The sequence below is a fragment of the Pannonibacter sp. CBAS1226 genome (genome assembly GCF_055685825.1).
Genome location: NZ_JBVOUO010000006.1, coordinates 178,840 through 193,044, shown reverse-complemented (window position 1 = coordinate 193,044; position 14,205 = coordinate 178,840). Strand labels below are relative to the sequence as shown.

13 protein-coding genes are annotated in these 14,205 nt (G+C 61.1%); 10 read left to right on the top strand and 3 right to left on the bottom strand.

All coding sequences use genetic code 11. The features are described 5' to 3' along the window. Position 1: 1 nt before the first annotated feature. The 4 genes from AC0CMF_RS17450 (at position 2) to AC0CMF_RS17435 (ending at position 4,652) form a co-directional block, all read left to right on the top strand. Entirely contained in the window at positions 2 to 997 is a 996-nt protein-coding gene (locus AC0CMF_RS17450) for an NAD(P)H-quinone oxidoreductase (RefSeq protein WP_374628842.1), read from the top strand. 20 nt (positions 998 to 1,017) lie between these two features. Further along, positions 1,018 to 1,638, top strand: coding sequence for a glutathione S-transferase family protein (locus AC0CMF_RS17445; protein ID WP_374628841.1), 621 nt, complete (start codon positions 1,018 to 1,020; stop codon positions 1,636 to 1,638). Positions 1,639 to 1,902: 264 nt separating this feature from the next. Beyond that, positions 1,903 to 2,979 carry a cupin domain-containing protein gene (locus AC0CMF_RS17440; RefSeq protein WP_374628840.1) on the top strand — a complete coding sequence of 359 codons (1,077 nt, stop codon included), beginning with the start codon at positions 1,903 to 1,905 and terminating at the stop codon, positions 2,977 to 2,979. Positions 2,980 to 2,981: 2 nt separating this feature from the next. Beyond that, positions 2,982 to 4,652, top strand: a complete 1,671-nt coding sequence (locus AC0CMF_RS17435; protein ID WP_374628839.1) for an FAD-dependent monooxygenase — start codon at positions 2,982 to 2,984, stop codon at positions 4,650 to 4,652. Here the strand turns inward: AC0CMF_RS17435 and AC0CMF_RS17430 are convergent. The 3 genes from AC0CMF_RS17430 to AC0CMF_RS17420 all read right to left on the bottom strand — a co-directional run bounded on the left by AC0CMF_RS17430 (position 4,625) and on the right by AC0CMF_RS17420 (position 7,755). Then, positions 4,625 to 5,221 (bottom strand): MarR family winged helix-turn-helix transcriptional regulator, encoded by a 597-nt coding sequence (locus AC0CMF_RS17430; RefSeq protein ID WP_374628838.1) that lies wholly within the window; start codon positions 5,219 to 5,221, stop codon positions 4,625 to 4,627. The genes AC0CMF_RS17435 and AC0CMF_RS17430 overlap by 28 nt on opposite strands. A gap of 72 nt (positions 5,222 to 5,293) precedes the next feature. Further along, a complete protein-coding gene (locus AC0CMF_RS17425) occupies positions 5,294 to 6,340 on the bottom strand; it encodes a TRAP transporter substrate-binding protein (protein ID WP_374628837.1) in 1,047 nt (348 codons plus the stop codon). A gap of 356 nt (positions 6,341 to 6,696) precedes the next feature. Beyond that, positions 6,697 to 7,755, bottom strand: a complete 1,059-nt coding sequence (locus AC0CMF_RS17420) for a LacI family DNA-binding transcriptional regulator (RefSeq protein WP_058898931.1) — start codon at positions 7,753 to 7,755, stop codon at positions 6,697 to 6,699. 238 nt (positions 7,756 to 7,993) lie between these two features. On the opposite strand from AC0CMF_RS17420, the gene AC0CMF_RS17415 reads away from it, so the two are divergent. The 6 genes from AC0CMF_RS17415 to AC0CMF_RS17390 all read left to right on the top strand — a co-directional run bounded on the left by AC0CMF_RS17415 (position 7,994) and on the right by AC0CMF_RS17390 (position 14,192). Then, positions 7,994 to 8,977 carry a substrate-binding domain-containing protein gene (locus AC0CMF_RS17415; protein ID WP_050472957.1) on the top strand — a complete coding sequence of 328 codons (984 nt, stop codon included), beginning with the start codon at positions 7,994 to 7,996 and terminating at the stop codon, positions 8,975 to 8,977. A gap of 133 nt (positions 8,978 to 9,110) precedes the next feature. Next, positions 9,111 to 10,625 (top strand): sugar ABC transporter ATP-binding protein, encoded by a 1,515-nt coding sequence (locus AC0CMF_RS17410; protein ID WP_374628834.1) that lies wholly within the window; start codon positions 9,111 to 9,113, stop codon positions 10,623 to 10,625. Beyond that, positions 10,618 to 11,652 carry an ABC transporter permease gene (locus AC0CMF_RS17405; RefSeq protein ID WP_374628833.1) on the top strand — a complete coding sequence of 345 codons (1,035 nt, stop codon included), beginning with the start codon at positions 10,618 to 10,620 and terminating at the stop codon, positions 11,650 to 11,652. The genes AC0CMF_RS17410 and AC0CMF_RS17405 overlap by 8 nt, the downstream gene beginning before the upstream one ends. Next, entirely contained in the window at positions 11,645 to 12,631 is a 987-nt protein-coding gene (locus AC0CMF_RS17400; protein ID WP_374628832.1) for an ABC transporter permease, read from the top strand. The genes AC0CMF_RS17405 and AC0CMF_RS17400 overlap by 8 nt, the downstream gene beginning before the upstream one ends. Positions 12,632 to 12,642: 11 nt before the next feature. Beyond that, positions 12,643 to 13,491 carry a sugar phosphate isomerase/epimerase family protein gene (locus AC0CMF_RS17395; RefSeq protein WP_050472961.1) on the top strand — a complete coding sequence of 283 codons (849 nt, stop codon included), beginning with the start codon at positions 12,643 to 12,645 and terminating at the stop codon, positions 13,489 to 13,491. Positions 13,492 to 13,547: 56 nt separating this feature from the next. Then, positions 13,548 to 14,192, top strand: a complete 645-nt coding sequence (locus tag AC0CMF_RS17390; protein WP_374628831.1) for a nucleoside/nucleotide kinase family protein — start codon at positions 13,548 to 13,550, stop codon at positions 14,190 to 14,192. Positions 14,193 to 14,205: the final 13 nt, after the last annotated feature.

Here is a 14,205-nt window from a genome sequence, read left to right as displayed (position 1 = left end):
GATGACGATACCTGAAACCCAGACAGCTGTTGTCATCACCGCCGCCGGTGGTCCCGATGTTCTCGTGCCGGAGCGCGTCCCGGTCGGAATGCCCGGACCGGGACAGGTTCTGATCCGTGTCACGGCGGCCGGGATAAACCGTCACGATGTGCATCAGCGGGCAGGCGGCCGGCATAGTGACGGTAATGCGGTGCCGGGACTTGAGGTCTGCGGCACGGTCGCCGCGCTCGGCAATGGCGTGGAAGGTCTCCCGGCAGGCGGCCGCGTCATGGCACTGGTCCAGGGCGGCGGCTATGGTCAATATGCGGTTGCCAGTTCCGCGCTGACGATGCCTGTACCGGATGAGCTCACGGACAGTGAGGCCGCCGGCATTCCAGAGGCCGTTTTCACGGCCTGGTGGAACTTTTTCCATCTGATGTCGCTCGGAAAGGACCAGTTCGGGCTGTTCCACGGCGGCACCAGCGGGGTTGGCCATATTGCGCTGCAGGCCATGTCGGCGCTGGGCTACAAGGTGCTTGCCACAGCTGGAAGTGACGGGAAAGTTGCTGCGGCCAAGGCATTTGGCGCCTATGCCGCGTTTTCCTACCGGGATCCGGAATTGGCCGCCAAGGTGATGGATGCAACGGGCGGTGCCGGGATTTCCGCTCTGCTTGACGTGTCCGCCGGCGCACATCTGGAACAGGATCTCAAGATGATGGCCGATGACGGACAGATCGCACACCTGTCCGGTGGCGGCGGAGCGGCGCTCGCCATCCCTCTTCGCGATGTCATGGCCAAACGGATCCGCATCACCGGGTCCTTGCTGCGCCCGCTGCCGCTCGACAGGAAAGCCCTTGTGGCGGAAAGCATTCGCAAAGAGGTTTGGCCCTTCCTTGGCCGCGAGGTACGCCCGGTCATCGCTCAGGAGTTCGACTTCCGGGATGCTGCTGCGGCGCATCGCTTGATGGAGGCCAACAGTCATATCGGCAAGATCATGCTCAGGGTTACTCACGACTGAGAGATAAAGGGAGGCCAGTCATGAAGTTCTATTTTTCGCCCGGAGCCTGTTCGCTCGGCATCCATTTTCTGCTCGAGGAAATTGGTGCCGACTACGAGGGTATCCCGATCCACATCAAGAACGGCGACCAGCTCAAGGAGGACTATGTAAAGGTCAACCCGAAGTCAAAGGTCCCGGCCATCATCCGCGATGATGGCTCGCTTCTGACCGAGTTTGGCGTCATTGCCCACTGGTTGTCACATACCTGCGGCAAGGACAAATTCGCAGCCGGAACCTTCGAGGAAGAGCTCCGGATCATGGAGACACTCGACTATCTGGTGGCGACGGTTCACATGCAGGGCTTTTCACGCTTGCTGCGCCCGCAAAAATTCTCACCAACTGAAGCGGATCTCGATTGGGTTCGTGAGAATGGCAATGCGATCGTCGTGAAAGCATTCAAGCTATTGTCGGAGCAGCTGAAGGACCGCCCATTTATCATGGGTGAGCGGATGACCATCGCAGATGCCGCGATGTTCTACACATTGTTCTGGGGCGTTACGCGCCTGAACCTCGACTTGCCGGAGAACATTGTCGCGTATTTCAATCGTCTATCGATGCGTCCCGCGGCGAAAAGAGCGATGGAGCTGGAAGGCCTGCTCTGATCGCTGAGAATACCGAAGCACGATGCTGCAGGTGGCCGGAAGCCCCGCAGCATCCCTTCCCGCTTTCAAGGCCCGCCCCTGTTCGCATATCGGACAGGTTGTCCAATGTGATTGCTCCCGACAAATTTGATAGCATACTGTCAAAATCAGAGAGGGCATACCGGGGCGCCAATTGCACGGCAACGTGCGGACCGAAGCCGCAGCTCAGCTGCGAGAGATCGTGCGTGCTCTCCCCACTCGTCGAAAAGCCAGCGGAGACATTTCATGCAGACCATGACCGACCGCACGAATGATCTACAGACGCAACGGGACACGTTTCACCGGGAGCTTGATGCCATGAGCATCATTCCATTGTGGCTCAACCTCGGAGCTGCAGCCCAGGCAGAACCCAATGTTGCCGCGGTTCCGTATATCTGGAGGTGGAGCGAGATCAAGCCGATGATGCTGCGCGGCGGTGACCTGATCACGCCTCAAGAGGCCGAGCGGCGGGTCCTGATGCTGATCAACCCAGGCTATGACCGGAAAAGTGCCCGCACCGTGGGGATGATTTTCGGCGGTATCCAGTTTCTGCTACCCGGCGAAATCGCTGACAGTCACCAGCATTCCCCCAATGCCCATCGATTTATCATAGAGGGTGAAGGGGCCTATACGGCCGTGGACGGAGAGCGGACGATCATGCGCAAGGGGGACTTCGTCACGACCCCTGCGTGGAAATGGCATGACCATGGCAACGAGTCCGGGCAGCCCATGGCTTGGCTGGACGGACTGGATTTGCCCTTCGTCAATCTGCTGGATGCCAACTTCTTCGAAGATTACGAAGACGGCAACAGGCAGACCCAACCGGTCTACCGCAAGAATGAAGACAGCCTCTACAGATGGGGGCGCGGAATGAAGCCCGCATGGGAGGTTCCGAAGGATCCGCGCCAGTCGCCGGTTCTGAACTACCGCTGGACGGACTGCCGCTCCAACCTCCATGCCCTGCGGGAGGAAGAAGGCAGCCCCTACGACGGCATCATCATGCAATATGTGAATCCGCATAACGGCGGACCAACGTTGCCGACGATCTCTGCCTATCTCCAGCTTCTGCGCAAAGGCGAGCACACCAGGTCCCACCGGCACACGGCCAGCACGATCTATCACGTGGCCGAAGGCGGAGGCGGTTCTCTCATCGGCGATCAGGTGTTCCACTGGCAGGAAGGCGATACCTTCGTGATCCCGTCATGGATGGAACACGAACACTGGAGCACCGAGGGGGAGGCCGTGCTGTTTTCCTACAGCGACCGCCCAATCCTGCAGGCCTTCGGGTTCTATCGTGAAGCCCATGGCGAACGGCGGGGATGACAATGGCCGGACAGACAGAACGTACCGAAGAAACCACCGTCGTCATCCTCGGTGGGGGACCCGTTGGCCTTTTTCTCGCAAATGAGCTGAGCTACCACGGCATAGATTACATTCTGATCGAGCAGGGCGAGGGAAAGGTCTATTTTCCGGCGGGAGAAAACTTCTTCTCCCGGACCATGGAGCATATGCGCCGATGGGGCATCGCGAGCAGCTTCCGCAATGGCACGGGCTTCCCACCCGGCATGGCGCGGAACGTCGGCTTCTGCACCCGGATCGGCGGCAAGCCGCTGGCGTTCTTCCCCGGAACGTCAAATGCAGGGGCTCCGGCGGCCGATCCCTATTCGCCCGAAGGCGGGTTCTTCTATCCGAAAAAGGAGTTTGACCCGGCTCTGCGCCGCGCAGCCGAGGCCCGGGGTGGCGACCTGCGCTATCAGACGCGGCTTCTGTTCTTCAAGCAGGAGCGGGACGCCGGCCATGTCGATTGCACTGTCGAAGGGCCGGACAAAGAGACCTATGTCATTCGCGGCAAGTGGCTGGCGGCCTGTGATGGTGGCCGCAGCGGCGTGCGCAAGGCGCTCGGTATCCGCTTCGCCGGCACCTTCGGCGAAGGGTACAACTTCGCCACCTATTTCCGCTGTCATGGCCTGAGCGAGCGGCTGAATGCCATGTTCGGCAATCGCATGGCGCAGGTTCATACCCTCTCCGACGACCGGCGCGCCTATCTGACATCCGTGGACGGGGATGCCGAATGGCGTTTGTCGATCTATACGGAGGCGGCCGAAACGCTCGATCCCGCGGAGATCGTGCGCCCGGTCATCGGGCCGGAGCTCGACTTTGAAGTGATCCAGGCCCAGCCCTGGTCTGGCCATCGGGTGGTGGCAGAAAGATATCGGGACGGGCGGGTCTTCCTGTTGGGCGATGCGGCGCACTTGCGCTGGCCCAAGGGCGGCTTCGGGGCCAATACCGGTTTCGGCGATGCGGTGGATTTCGGCTGGAAGGTGGCTGCCGTCTCAGAGGGATGGGCGCCGGAGGCTCTTCTTGACACCTACGAGACCGAGCGGCGGCCGGTTGCCATCCGCAACACAAACGAAGCGGCGAACAACCGGGTTCTCGACCATATGATCCAGCTCAGCCCGCTTCTGGACGAAGAGAGCCCGGCCGGAGAGGCGGCGCGCAAGGCAATGCACGAAAAACTCTTCGCGCTGCGCCTGCGCGAATTCAACACGCCGGGGATTCAGCTGGGGCACCGTTACCGCAATTCTCCGGTCATCGTGCCGGATGGCAGTCTGGAAGGGCCGGACGACCACATGGTTTACATACCCACCACCTATCCCGGAGCGCGTGCACCGCATTTCGAATTCGGGGACGGAAGCTCCATTCTGGATCACTACGGCCAAGGCTATACGCTCGTCGTCACGGGGAATGTCTCCGGAGCCGACGATTTCGTCACGGCTGGAAAGGCACTCGGAATTCCGGTGCGTGCCGTCCATTACACTGATGCGGCCCTGCGCAAGCTGTACGAATGCGCACTTGTTCTGGTTCGTCCGGATGGTCACGTTTGCTGGCGCGGTGACACGCCTCCCGAAAGCGCCGGGAGCGTATGGCTGGCCGTTTCAGGGCGCCTGCTTCAGCCTGATGCGTTTCATCAGACAGGCTGCGATGAGTTATCCTGACTGATCTGGCTGGACGCGTTCCGTTCCAGGATCCCCAGAAGCTTCAGAAACTCTTCGCGCTGGGCCGGTTCCAGCGGAGCGAGGATGATCTCGTTCACATCGGGAACACGCGGCTCGACCTTGGCCAGAAGATCGGATCCTTTCGCTGTTATCCGAAGCTGCTTGGTGCGCCTGTCGATGCTGCCTTCGGTTCGAAGAATAAGGCCCTTGTGCTCAAGCCGGCCGATGACATGGCCGATCGTCGTCCTGTCGAAGCGGATCGCCTCCGCCAGCCGCGTCGCATCTATGCCGGGCGTATCGCGGATATGAAGCAGAGCCGCAAACTGGACGGCGGTCAGATCCACGTCGGCATTGATCTGACCAAATGCCGAGGTTGCAAGCTGATGCGTGCGCCGGAGAAGATAGCCAGGCTGGCCATATATTTCATTCGCCTTCAAGATCAGAGCCTTGCGTTTTGGAAACGATGCCGCGCCGCAATAATGGCATTTGACAGCACGCTGCTCAATGCCCTGTTGCCGTGTGATCAAAGCTTCTGCCCGGACAGCGCCAAAAAAACGGGCGGCGATCAATGTCCGCCGCCCGATTGTCAGATGACCGTTCGCCGGCCGTTGCCTGGCTGACCGCCCCGGCGCCGGTTCCAGCTAGTGAGCCGCCTCTTGCACTGCCTTTGAAAAGGAGTCGTAGAGCTCCTGTCCGTTCGGCGTCTGTGCAATCCAGCTGTCGATGACGGATTGGAGCTTGCCGTTCCACTTCGCCTGATCCTCCTCGGACAGCGCCGTAAAGGTTCGCTTCTCGTCCTTCATCGCCGCAGACCGGAATTTCTCGATGGCCGCATCGAACTGCTCGCCCCAAAGACGGGCGAATGGCTCGCCGGAGTTCTTGTCGATCGCGTCCCGCGCCTCCTTGGGCAGGCTGTCGTATCTCTGCTTGTTGATGGCGACCATGATCGGGGACGTGCCCAGGTTGACGTCGAGATGGTAGTGGGCTGTCTCGGCGACGCCGAAGATCGTCAGGGCGACCCATTCGTTGACCGTGCCGTCCAGAAGTCCCCGCGACATGCTTTCAGCAATCTGTGGCGAGGTAATGCCGCCGACAGGTATCGCGCCGATTGCGGCAATTGAGGCCAGCAGGGTCGGTCCGGCGCCGCGCAGCTTCAATCCGGCAACGTCACTCAGGGTCTCGACCTTCTTGGTCGTGGTCAGCAAAGTCGGCGCTGTCGAGAACATTGCAAGGACCTTCACCCCCTCCATGCCCCGTCCCGGCCAAAGGCCAGTTTCGGCCATCTTGGTCGCGGCCACCGATCCGGCCGTTGCACTCGGTGTGGAGTTCGGCAGTTCGAGAATGGTGGCCTCGTTCATCGCGCCGGGCGTGTAGCCGAGCACGACATATGCAATATCTGTGATCCCTTCGCGCACCATGTCGAGATGTGTCGCAGGATCCCGGCCGAGCGTTCCTGCCGGAAACATCTGAATGTCCAGTGTGCCTTGAGAATCTGCAACGACACGGTCAGCCCAGACGGACAGAATATCAGCGTAGATGAATGACTTCGCAGGAACACTCGTGGTGAAGCGCAGTGTTTCCTTGGCTAAGGTGCTCTGCCCTGACGTCAACGAAAACAACGCAGCCGCGGCACATCCCAGCAGTCCATTTGTGAACGCCCGCCGCCCGAACCTTGTACCCTTGTGCATAGTTTTCTCCCTCCCTCACATGCCCATGAAGTCTGGGCGTGCTTGGAAAAACTCACGCGCTGGCAGTTGCTGCTCGCCGCGCAATATTTCCAAGTCATCGAGCAAGGGTAGACGCTCCCGGCCTCCCTACAAGCACAAATGAAAGAGTGTTCGCTCCTCGGTCACATTCGGGTGTTGTTGTTTTTGCAGCATATTTCTCCAGCTACAGGGGGGAGCTGAACAGCCCTCACCGACGCACACGACCCAATATTCAGGAGGCCGGATCATTCTGTCCGCTGTGAGGGCTGAGGGCAGAGCTGTGCTGTCTCCTTCCCGCGCCATGTTTCACCCGCGCAGCTAACGCCTGCTTGAGGCCGTCAATCCAGATCCTTCAGAGCATCAAGCGGCCCGGTCAAAGCTGTTCGCGGCGGCACGAGCATCGGCTGAACGAGATGCGTCACCACCGGAGGGCGGGTGGTTTCGAGTATCCTGAACCCTTGGGCGATCATCGCTTCGCTGTCCTGGCGGATCATGTAGACGGGGAAGGGCAGAAACGACCCGAACGGGTCATAGTCATAGCAGCCGACAATGATGTCCGCGAAAGTCTCGTGGGGATGCTGCCCCAGGAAGCGCATGAGCCCCTCGAGATTGATGGATGAGTTGACGAAGAAGCAGCGCGGCAGTTTTCCGTGGGCTTCATAGAAAGTCTCGAAAGCCCGTGCCGTCATGGCGGGTGAATAGCCGGTTGGATGAATGCAGGCTTTGGGATCGCCTCCCAGCATGGCCTGCTTCACGTCGCTGAAACCGCGGATACGCTCGCGGCTGGCATGGTCATCGCGGCCGCCGAAGAGATAGACCTCATGCGGCAGGACGGGGCCATCCTGCTGGGCATGTTCTATGATGGCGCGGGTCAGCATGCGCGCGCCTTCGAAATTGTCGGAAATCACCGACGGCGCAAGGGTTCCCGGCAGGTCGATGTTGACGTGCCGGAGACCCGCCTTGAGGCACACCTCGTGCACCCGGTCCGGATCGGTCGCGCCGGCGATGAACAACTCGTCAATCGAATAGGAGATCAATGTCTCGACGATCTGGCGTTCCTCCTCAGGATCGCGGCAGGCGCTGACGACGATCGGGCATTGCCCGCGGCTTTTGGCCTCGGCCTCGAAGGTTTGCGCCATGGACGAGAAATACCGGTTGTCATGGATCGGAAGAAGCAGCCCCACCAGGCCCGAGCGGGAGGAGCGCAGACCCCGCGCCTGCATGTTGGCGGTGTACTGATGTTCCTCTGCAAGCCTTTGTATCAACAGCGCGGTCGCTTCCTTGATACGCCGCTTGCGCCAGCTGCCGTTCAGAACCGCACTCACCGTCGATGCCGAACATCCCGACAGCACGGAAAGATCGTAGATGGTCGCCTTCTTTTTTCCGAACTCGGTCATGTAGGTCTCCTTGACCTGTCTCCATAAGGAAATTGTCCTCTTGACGAAAGTGTATCTCTGACGGATATTGCTTGCACCATCGATTGTGCAAAAACGAAAGATCGATTGTGCAGGATGGTTCGCCGGAGGAGGCGATGGGAGGCAGGGATTTCCCTGACCATGAGGAAACCATGGGTGGCCTGAAGCGGGAGCGCGGGCCGGGGCCGTTCACAGCAACGGTCTGTGAGGAGGATTAAACATGAAAGGCCTTATCGTGGCGGCTCTTGCCGCATCGCTTTCGCTTGCGGGCGCCGTTGCTGCTTATGCGGCTGATGCGCCAAAAGTCGGTGTCGTCGTCAAGATCGGCGGCATCCCGTGGTTCAATGCCATGGATGCGGGCATCAAGGAGCAGGGGCAGAAGCTCGGTCTGGATGCTTTCATGGTTGGTCCGACGAGTGCCGATCCCGCGCTGCAGGTGCGCGCGATCGAGGATCTCATTGCCCAGGGCGTGAAAGTCATTGGCGTCGTTCCGAACGATGCGACGGTTCTCGAGCCGGTTCTGATGAAGGCTCAGGCTGCGGGTATCAAGGTCATCACGCATGAATCGCCCTCGCAGAAGGGCGCGGACTGGAATTTCGAGCTGGCTTCGTCCACCGGCTTCGGCGAGGCGCATGCCAAGCTTCTGGCCGAAAAGATGGGCGGTGAGGGCGAATATGCCGTCTATGTCGGCTCGCTCACCGTGCCGCTTCACAATGCCTGGGCCGATGCGGCAATCGAGTATCTGAAGACGAACCATCCCGGCATGAAGCTCGTCGGCGAGCGTTATGGCGTTGCTGAGGATGTCGACAGGAGCCGCTCGACCGCGCTCGACCTGATTGCCGCCAATCCTGGCCTGAAGGGCTTCCTCGCCTTTGGCAGCCAGGGGCCGATCGGTGCTGGCCGTGCCGTCGAGGAGCGCCGCAAGACCGGCCAGATCTTTGTGGTTGGCCCCTTCTCGCCCGGCCAGGGACAGAAGCTGATCACGTCAGGCGCCATCACGGGCGGTTTCATGTGGAATCCGAAGCAGGCCGGCGAGGTGTTCGTCACCATGGCCGACCGGCTGATCAAGGGCGAAAGCATCAAGGAAGGTGACGATATTCCGGGGCTGGGTGTGATCACACCGACCGGCAATGACATCATCGTCGATCAGCTGCTTGCGATCAACAAGGATACAGTCGCCGAACTCGCGGCCATGGGGCTCTGAAACCAGCGCAAACCTTCAGGGTTTCCGGGCGCGCAGTCCCTGCAGTTCCGGATCGCTGCTGACAAACCGGTGTCCGGCCACCTCAAAGCTGGACACCGGACCCGACCCGACTTGCAAGCAGGCAGGCTTTGTAATGAACACCGCAACGGATCAGGGCGCGGGGGCCCGGCCGCTCCTTTCGCTGCGCGGCATCAACATGACATTTGGCGGCGTGCAAGCGCTCAAGGATGCCGCCTTCGAGGTGATGCCCGGTGAAGTCCACTGTCTTGCCGGAGAGAACGGGTCCGGCAAGAGCACGCTCATCAAGGTGATTACCGGCGTTTACCGCCCGGCGCCGGGAGCCGAGATCATCTTCGACGGTGAAGCTGTTCCGCAGATGAGCCCCGGCAAGGCGCAGGCGCTCGGCATTCAGGTGATCTGGCAGGATCTGGCCCTGTTTCCGGAGATGACGGTGGCCGAGAACATTGCCTTTCAAACGCTGGCGGGTGCCCGGCCGCGACTGGTCAATTATGCGCGGATCCGCCGGACCGCCGAACAGGCGCTGGCCAGGCTCGGTGTTACTCTGGATGTTGACCGGCCGCTCAAGGACTTTGCCATCGCCCAGCGTCAGATCGTTGCCATCGCCCGGGCGTTGGTCGGCGAGGCTCGCATCGTCTTCATGGATGAGCCGACGGCATCACTTACCCAGTCTGAAACCGACCATCTGATCGGGATTGTGCGCCATCTCTCCTCATGCGGCGTGGCTGTGGTCTTTGTCAGCCACCGGCTCGCCGAGGTGCTGGAAATCTCGTCGCGCATAACCGTGCTGCGCGATGGACGGCTTGTGGGTGTCTATCCGGTGGAGGGAATGACCCAGTCGAAGGTGACGGAATTGATGACCGGCCGCACCTTCGATCAGACCGTGCGGGCCCGGGACAAGAGCGCGGAGCCTGTCGTGCTGTCCGTTGAAGGACTTGCCCGCTCCGGCGAATTCTCCGGCGTCAGTTTCGAGCTGCACCGCGGCGAGACGCTCGGGATTACCGGCCTTCTCGGTTCGGGCCGGACGGAACTGGCCCTCACTCTTTTCGGCATGCGCCGCCCCAGCGCCGGGCAGATCCGGCTGGATGGCCAGCCTTGCGCCTTTGCTTCCAACCGGGAGGCGATCGCAGCCGGTATTGCCTATCTGTCCGAGGACCGCCTGTCGCTCGGCCTCAATCAGCCTCAATCCATCGCCGACAATCTGGTCATGGCCTCGCTGGACCGCATCATGCGGGGCGGTCTGATCTCACCTGGTCGTAAAAGAGCGCTGGTTGCCCGGTGGATTGCCGATCTTGGCGTGAAGATCGGCCTGCCGGAAGACGCCATCTCGACCCTTTCAGGCGGTAATCAGCAGCGTGTGGCGATTGCCAAGTGGCTGGCAACCGATCCGCGCGTCCTGATCCTTGATGCGCCCACTGTCGGTGTGGATGTCGGCGCGCGTGCCGGCATCTTCGAGATTGTGGCACGCCTGGCGGAAACAGGCCTCGCGATCATTCTGATCTCGGATGAGGTTCCGGAAGTCTATTTCAATGCAGACCGCGTCCTGCACATGGAAAAGGGACGGATCCGTGCCTGTTACGATCCGCGCTCAATGACCCTCACCGGCATGGAGGCGGCCGTCTATGCGTAAGCTGATGACTTCTCATCCAACCGAGTTTGTCCTGCTTCTGGTGATCGCGGCGATGAGCCTGGCTCTGTCGCTGCTCACGGACCGCTTCTTCACGCTCGGCAATGCCTTCGACCTTCTCAACATCAGTGCGGTCAACATCATCTTTGCGGTGGGGCTGCTCGTGGTGCTGATCGCGGGCGGGATTGACATCTCCTTCGCCGTTGCGGCCTCGGTCGTGCAATATGCTACGGCACTGGCCCTGGCCCAGGCCGGTGGCGGCGGCTGGGTGCCGGGACTGCTGATCGCCGCAGTGTTTGGCATCGGCCTCGGCTTGATCAACGCCTTCCTGATCTACCGGTTCAACATCATCTCCATCGTTGCGACGATCTCGACATTCAATGTCTATTTCGGTCTGCTGATGTTCTTTACCAAAGGCGTGTCGATCTACAATCTGCCGGATTGGCTGACAACGCGTGTCATCTTGTATGAGCGCGAGATGGCAGATGGCAGCTGGGCCGAGATCACGCTGCCGGTTGCTGTCATGCTGGTCTGTGTGCTGGTCACCTGGCTGTTGATCACGCGCACCACCATCGGGCGTCAGCTTTATGCCTTCGGCGACAATCCTGAAGGCGCGCGCCGTTTCGGGATCAATATTGGCGCCATGCAATATATCGCCTTTGGCTGGCTCGGGCTCATGGCCGGGATCGCCGGGCTGATGCAGGCCCACTATGCCCAGGAAGTGGTGCCCAATGCACTCTATGGCCGGGAACTGGACGTTCTCGCCGCCGTGGTTCTGGGCGGGGCGCGTCTCGGCGGAGGCAAGGGAACGGTCCTTGGCTGCGTGCTTGGTGTGCTCCTGGTGTCCATCACGCAGAACGGCCTCAACCTGATGGGGGTCTCCCCCTTCGCCTTCAAGATGATTGTCGGAGCGATCATCCTCGTTGCCATCACGCTGTCGAGCAGCCGCATCGAGGCCCTTTTCGGCTCTGCCGCGCCGCGCCAAAGAAGCCTGTCCGGCCAGGATGCAAGGGAGGGGCGGCATGACTAAGCTCGCCGCACGTTTCAACTCTGTTTTCGGCGCGGACATGGCCGGCCCCCTCTCGGCACTGATCATGGTGCTGGTGATCTTCGGGCTTGCCACGCCGCAGTTCTTCACCGCGGCAACCTTCGGGTCTGTCGCCTTTCAGCTGCCTGAACTCGGCATTCTGACGCTTGCCATGCTGCTGCCGATCCTCACCGGCGGGCTCAATCTGGCTATCACTTTCACGGCCAATATTGCCGGGCTCACACTGGCCTGGGTGCTGCAGGCGCATGGTGGTGCCGATGCCGGACCCATGGCCTTTCTGCTGGGCTCCGCGCTTGCTGTGGGTGCGGGGGCGGCGAGCGGGCTGGTGATGGGGCTCGTCATCGCCTTCACGCGGGCGCATCCCATCCTGGTCTCGCTGTCGATGATGATCTTCCTGCGTGGCCTTGGCGAATTCCTGACGCGCGGCGGAGATATTTCGGGCTTTCCCGCCTTCGTCGTTCCGATCGGCCACGGCAGCATTCTTGGCGTCCCGGTCCCGCTGCTGATCCTGGTTGCCTGCGTCGCCGTCATGCATGTCTTCCTGTCACGGATGCGGCTCGGCTTTGCGGCCTACATGATCGGCTCGAACATCGAATCCGCCCGCTATTCCGGCATCAACACGCGCAAGGTGCTGGTGATGGTCTACGTCCTCTCCGGCGTGATTGCCGCGATTGCCGGCATCATCATGCTGGCGCGCTTCAACTCGGTGCGTGTGGGGCACGGTGAATCCTACCTGCTCATCACCGTGCTGGCGTGTTTCCTTGGCGGCATCAATCCGTTTGGCGGCTTTGGGCGGGTGGTTCCGGTCTTCGTCGCCCTGATCGTCCTGCAATTGCTGTCATCCGGGCTGAATCTTCTGGGTGCCAACCAGCACCTGGCAACCGCCTTCTGGGGCCTGCTGCTCATCGCCGTGATGATACTGCGCTGGGTGTCGGTCAAGTTCATCAAGACAAGCAGATAGGGAGTACGATTATGGAAGGCTTCGGCGTTCACACAAGCATGTGGACCATGAACTGGGATCGTGCAGGCGCGGAGAAGGCGATTGCGGGCGCTGTCCGCTACAAGATGGACTTCATCGAGATCGCACTCCTCAATGCCCCTGCGGTTGATGCCAGGCATACCCGTGACCTGCTGGAAAAGAACAAGCTAAGGGCGGTCTGCTCCCTTGGGTTGCCGGAAGCTGCCTGGGCCTCGGTGCGCCCTGATGCGGCAATCGAGCATCTCAAGGCCGCGATCGAGAAGACAGCAGAGATGAGCGGGGAGGCGCTTTCCGGTGTCATCTACGGCGGGATTGGCGAGCGCACCGGCGTGCCGCCGACGCAGGCAGAGTATGACAACATCACCCGGGTTCTCGACACCGCTGCCAAACACGCCAAACGCTTCGGCATCCAGCTCGGCGTCGAAGCCGTCAACCGTTACGAAAACCATCTGGTGAACTCGGCGCAGCAGGCGGTGGATGTGGTCGAGCGGGTCGGGGCGGACAATGTCTTCGTCCATCTCGATACCTATCACATGAACATTGAGGAAAAGGGTGCCGCGAACGGCATTCTCATTGCTCGCAACCATCTGAAATACATTCACCTTTCGGAGAGCGACCGCGGAACCCCCGGCTACGGCAACGTGCCGTGGGATGAGATCTATGCGACCCTTGCCGCGATCGGCTTCAAGGGCGGGCTCGCGATGGAAAGCTTCATCAACATGCCGCCTGAGGTGGCCTATGGACTTGCCGTCTGGCGTCCGGTGGCGCGGGACATGGAGGAAGTGATGGGCAATGGCCTTCCCTTCCTGCGCAACAAGGCCGAGCAATACGGTCTGATCTGACCGGCTTCCGGTGCCCGGCCCTTGGCCGGGCCCATGCGCGCCGGGGAGCGTGGCTGATGACAACGCTGGATGAAAATGCAGAGAGGCTGGGCCGGGAGGCTCTGGCGCGCCGTGAAGCCAAGGGCGGAGCCCGCGTGCTGCTGGCCATTGCCGGCGCACCGGGATCGGGCAAGTCCACCGCCGCTGAGGCGGTTGCGGCCTGGATCAACCGGAGACAGCCGGGTCTTGCTGCGGTGCTGCCGATGGATGGTTATCACTATGATGATCAGGTGCTGGAGGCCATGGGCCGCCGCGCGCACAAGGGGGCGCCTGATACGTTCGATGTTCACGGGCTCCGGCACATGCTGCTGCGGCTCAAGGAGAATGCCGAAGACACGATCGCGGTGCCGGTATTCGATCGCGGGATCGAGATCGCGCGGGCCGGGGCGCTGCTGATACCACGTCAGACCGGCATCATCATCTGCGAGGGCAACTATCTGCTGCTGCGCCAGCCGCCCTGGGACGGACTGAAGCCGCTCTTCGACTTTTCCGTCTTTGCCGATGTGCCGCCAGAGGAGCTGAAGCGCCGGCTGACGGAACGGTGGCGGAGCTACGGCCTGCCGGAGGATCAGATCCGGTTCAAGGTTGAGCAGAACGACGTGCCGAATGGAATTGCGGTCATTGAGGGCAGTGCCGAGCCGGATATCCGCCTCATGAACTGATGCAGGAGACTGG

Coding starts and splice junctions, on each gene's coding strand:
- AC0CMF_RS17410 (WP_374628834.1), top strand. CDS start 9,111: ATGAACACCGCAACGGATCAGGGCGCGGGGGCCCGGCCGCTCCTTTCG.
- AC0CMF_RS17405 (WP_374628833.1), top strand. CDS start 10,618: ATGCGTAAGCTGATGACTTCTCATCCAACCGAGTTTGTCCTGCTTCTG.
- AC0CMF_RS17450 (WP_374628842.1), top strand. CDS start 2: ATGACGATACCTGAAACCCAGACAGCTGTTGTCATCACCGCCGCCGGT.
- AC0CMF_RS17400 (WP_374628832.1), top strand. CDS start 11,645: ATGACTAAGCTCGCCGCACGTTTCAACTCTGTTTTCGGCGCGGACATG.
- AC0CMF_RS17390 (WP_374628831.1), top strand. CDS start 13,548: ATGACAACGCTGGATGAAAATGCAGAGAGGCTGGGCCGGGAGGCTCTG.
- AC0CMF_RS17415 (WP_050472957.1), top strand. CDS start 7,994: ATGAAAGGCCTTATCGTGGCGGCTCTTGCCGCATCGCTTTCGCTTGCG.
- AC0CMF_RS17435 (WP_374628839.1), top strand. CDS start 2,982: ATGGCCGGACAGACAGAACGTACCGAAGAAACCACCGTCGTCATCCTC.
- AC0CMF_RS17420 (WP_058898931.1), bottom strand. CDS start 7,755: ATGACCGAGTTCGGAAAAAAGAAGGCGACCATCTACGATCTTTCCGTG.
- AC0CMF_RS17425 (WP_374628837.1), bottom strand. CDS start 6,340: ATGCACAAGGGTACAAGGTTCGGGCGGCGGGCGTTCACAAATGGACTG.
- AC0CMF_RS17445 (WP_374628841.1), top strand. CDS start 1,018: ATGAAGTTCTATTTTTCGCCCGGAGCCTGTTCGCTCGGCATCCATTTT.
- AC0CMF_RS17395 (WP_050472961.1), top strand. CDS start 12,643: ATGGAAGGCTTCGGCGTTCACACAAGCATGTGGACCATGAACTGGGAT.
- AC0CMF_RS17440 (WP_374628840.1), top strand. CDS start 1,903: ATGCAGACCATGACCGACCGCACGAATGATCTACAGACGCAACGGGAC.